Annotated in this window: 5 protein-coding genes; all 5 read right to left on the bottom strand. The window is 23.2% G+C overall.

Going from position 1 to position 3,760, the window contains the following annotated elements:
• Positions 1 to 654: 654 nt before the first annotated feature.
• The gene (locus CSGHG_RS25125; RefSeq protein WP_010298385.1) at positions 655 to 795 is read right to left on the bottom strand and encodes a DUF3298 domain-containing protein; all 141 of its coding nucleotides are present in this window, start codon (positions 793 to 795) and stop codon (positions 655 to 657) included.
• Positions 796 to 874: 79 nt separating this feature from the next.
• Positions 875 to 1,351, bottom strand: a complete 477-nt coding sequence (locus tag CSGHG_RS17425) for a DUF4163 domain-containing protein (RefSeq protein ID WP_010298389.1) — start codon at positions 1,349 to 1,351, stop codon at positions 875 to 877.
• A 268-nt stretch (positions 1,352 to 1,619) separates the two neighbouring features.
• The gene (gene cysS / locus CSGHG_RS17430; RefSeq protein WP_010298391.1) at positions 1,620 to 3,026 is read right to left on the bottom strand and encodes a cysteine--tRNA ligase; all 1,407 of its coding nucleotides are present in this window, start codon (positions 3,024 to 3,026) and stop codon (positions 1,620 to 1,622) included.
• A gap of 220 nt (positions 3,027 to 3,246) precedes the next feature.
• The gene (locus CSGHG_RS23430; protein WP_155844787.1) at positions 3,247 to 3,420 is read right to left on the bottom strand and encodes a hypothetical protein; all 174 of its coding nucleotides are present in this window, start codon (positions 3,418 to 3,420) and stop codon (positions 3,247 to 3,249) included.
• Positions 3,386 to 3,697 (bottom strand): hypothetical protein, encoded by a 312-nt coding sequence (locus CSGHG_RS17440; RefSeq protein WP_010298394.1) that lies wholly within the window; start codon positions 3,695 to 3,697, stop codon positions 3,386 to 3,388. The genes CSGHG_RS23430 and CSGHG_RS17440 overlap by 35 nt, the downstream gene beginning before the upstream one ends.
• Between the last annotated feature and the right edge of the window lie 63 nt (positions 3,698 to 3,760).

Genomic DNA, 3,760 nt, shown 5'->3' on the forward strand with positions numbered 1-3,760 from the left:
GATTTTTATAAACTACGTACTGTGTCGTCAATTTTCTTCGTTCCGATGCTCATTTACATAAGTAAACTCCGCTTCTCACTCAGTCGTTTCCTAGTACTACTCGTTTCTAAGAATTCTTTGTCATTTATACAAAAATTCGCATAAAATAGTTTCTATTTTAAGGTTTTTATTGTCTTGACGAAATTGTTATATCTTTATTTAAAGGTCTAACAATGTCTTTTATCACTGTGCAATTTTCAAAGAACAAAATATGTTTTTTTATGTCATTTCTAGACTGCTTTTTTATGGTATCATTTTGTTTTTTATATGTCAATAGTTTTTTAATTTTATTTGGTATATTTTTTCAATATATTTTTAACTGTTTTAAATTTATATTGAAATTACACTTACATTAGTATAACCCCTTAAAGGATTTTTTATTTAAAATTTAAAATAAGGAGTAAATATCTTAAACTATAATAAGATATTTACTCCTTATTTTTTGAGATAATATTTTGAATACTACTTAAATATAAACTAATTAGGATTTTTTTACTCTTTATACTATTAAACTTTATAATAAAATCTAATATATTATAATAGCCCATAACCAAGTATTACTTGATTTTAGTTAATTGTTTACTACTTACTTCATTTATTGTCACACATATATTATTATATATTTTTTAAAGGTATTTTAAATTGTGGTATACCTAAAGTGTATGGACCTATATCATTCATATTAAAATATATAACCACATTTTTTCCCTCACAATAAAAATTAAAATTTTCATTTGAATTAATTTTTCTATACAATATTTATCTTTGCTTTTATAAATTTCTTTTCTTAATTGTGTTTTTAATCTTCTACATTCTTCATCTCTTACTAAATCTTTTAAAGATAATAACTTATCTTTTTTAAATCAATATTATATGATTTTTTTTCTTTTATTTCATAATCACCACCAGTAAACTTATATATATTAAGTACTATGCTAATTATTTCTTTTCCTGTTTTTATGTCATAATCTACTTTACACCTATAATTTTTCAAGTCATAATTATTTAAATCAGCATATTCGTGATCATTAACGCTTAAGTCCTCTATATCTTTTTTTATAGAAGTTATGTCATTTTTTATTATTTCATTTATATTGTATTCTAAATTTTTATCTTGCAGTCCTGAAATTTTAGGAATTCTTATATTGTAATCTACTTTTTCTGTAGTAAAAATTTCTTTATCTTCTATTATTACAATATTAGATGCTTCTATAGCTTCAACATTTAAATTCAATTTCATGCAAACAACAAAAGTAAACAAAATACATATTAACAATACAACTTTGTAATTTTTAAAATACTTTTTAAACATACTCTTACCTCCATACACAATAATCATATATTAGAAATTTATATAGATTATTTTTATTTTCACATTAACTTAAGTACATCTTACCATTTTATTCCAGTAAAATCTCAATTATTCTGTAACCTATCTATATTTTTTTATTACAATACATCATAATTATTGACACTTTATGGTTTTTATAGTTCTTTTAATGCCTTATTTTTATAAGGTTTTTAAATTTTTGTCATAAAAAAGACACCTTAAAATGATAAATCATTTTAAGGTGTCTTTTTTATTTTAATCTCCAAGTTGTTCCTTCTTTACTGTCTAATATTTCTATATTCATTTTAAGCAATTGATCTCTTATTTCATCTGCTCTAGCATAATTTTTAGAACTTCTAGCTTCATTTCTTTCTTTTATAAGGTTTTCTATAGATTCAACATCTATATTTGATAAATCTTTTTCTACAGATGTTAATTCTAAAGATAATACTTTATCAAAATCTTCTATTAAAAATTTCTTTTCTAAATTTGTTAAATTTTCATCTTTTAGAACATCTAAAAGCACAGTAAATGCATTTGGAATATTTAAATCATCACTTATTTGTTTTTTAAACTTTTCATTATAATTATTTATATTTTCATTATTAAAATTATCATTTTCACAAACATTTTCTAATATTGTAGCAATTCTCTTTTTAAGTGCTTTAAAAGACTTTCTAGCTGCATCTAAATTTTCAAAACTAAATATTAATTGTTTTCTATATCTTGATTGTAAACAAAAATATCTATAATCTAATGGTGAAAACCCTTCTTCTTCTAATCTTTTTACCGTTAAAAAGTCTCCAGTTGATTTAGACATTTTACCACCATCTAATACTAAAAATTCACCGTGCATCCAATAGTTGACCCATTTTTTTCCGCTATAAGCTTCTGATTGAGCAATTTCATTAGTATGATGTACTGGTATATGATCAATACCGCCACAATGTATATCTATACTATCTCCTAAATATTTCATTGACATTGTTGAGCATTCTAAGTGCCAACCTGGAAATCCTCTACCCCATGGAGATTCCCATTGCATTATTTGATTTTTAAACTTAGAATTCGTAAACCAAAGTACAAAATCAAGAGGATTCTTCTTATTAGGATCTACTTCTATTCTACTTCCTGCTTCTAATTCTTCAATGCTTAAATTTGCAAGTTTTGTATAGTCCTTAAATTTATCTATTTCAAAATATACATTCCCATTAGATTGATATGTATACCCTTTTTCTTCTAAAACTTTAATGAAATTTATCATCTCTTTTATATGTTCAGTTGCTCTACAAACCACATTAGGTCTCTTAACATTTAATTTTTTACAATCATCTAAAAATGCTTCTTCATAGAATTTTGCTATTTCCCAAACTGTTTTCTTTTCTCTTGAAGCACCAAGGGCCATTTTATCTTCGCCTTCATCACCATCTGACTGAAGATGCCCTACATCTGTTACATTCATTACATGTTTAACTTTATAACCAGCATATTCTAAAGACTTTTTAAGTACATCTTCAAATATATATGTTCTTAAATTTCCTATATGGGCATAATTATAAACTGTTGGTCCACAAGTATACATACCAACTTTTCCTGGAACTACAGGAATAAATTCGTCTTTTTTTCTTGTCATTGTATTGTATACATAAAAGCTCATTTTTAACTCTCCTTTTTGTAGATTTTTAATCAATAATAATCATTTTAATTCTATTATTTAATCTTAATGTTTTTATATTATTTTACATTAACTCTCAATATTAAACTTATTTAAATTGTATCACATTGAGATAAATTTACAATAATAATTAATAAATTAGTTTAGTATACTAAAATATAAAAATACAGAGTATATTAAATCTCTGTATTTTCACATTATACTATTTACATATACTTTTTATCCAATTTACTAAACTAATATAAAAATTTTCTGTTTTTATGTCCTTTGTATTTATATACTTTTCCCCTATTATATTGCATCCTAAAAATACACTTTCTTTATCAAAACACAAATTTTCATTAGCACCTAATGTAATTAAAATACTTTTTTCCATTTAAAATATTGCCAAAGCTACTTCTTTTTATACCAAAGTAGGATTTATAAAACCAACTAGGAAGAAGCAATATTAAACACTCATATTCCTTAAATTCTCCATTTAACTTTTTAACTAATAATACATCCTGAAAAAATTTAATATACTTATTATTGTTTTTCAAATCAGGCTCTATATTTTGTAATTCTATAATCTCACAATTTAACTCATCCTTTATCCTATGTGAAACTTCTTTTAATAAACCGTTACATGAATGAAATACTAAAAGAGTTTTCAAATTATCACTCCTTATTTTATTGATAATTATTATATATTTAAATTAATATTTTATACAAGTATA

Source organism: Clostridium senegalense JC122 (genome assembly GCF_000285575.1).
Taxonomy (GTDB): Bacteria; Bacillota; Clostridia; order Clostridiales; family Clostridiaceae; genus Clostridium_J; species Clostridium_J senegalense.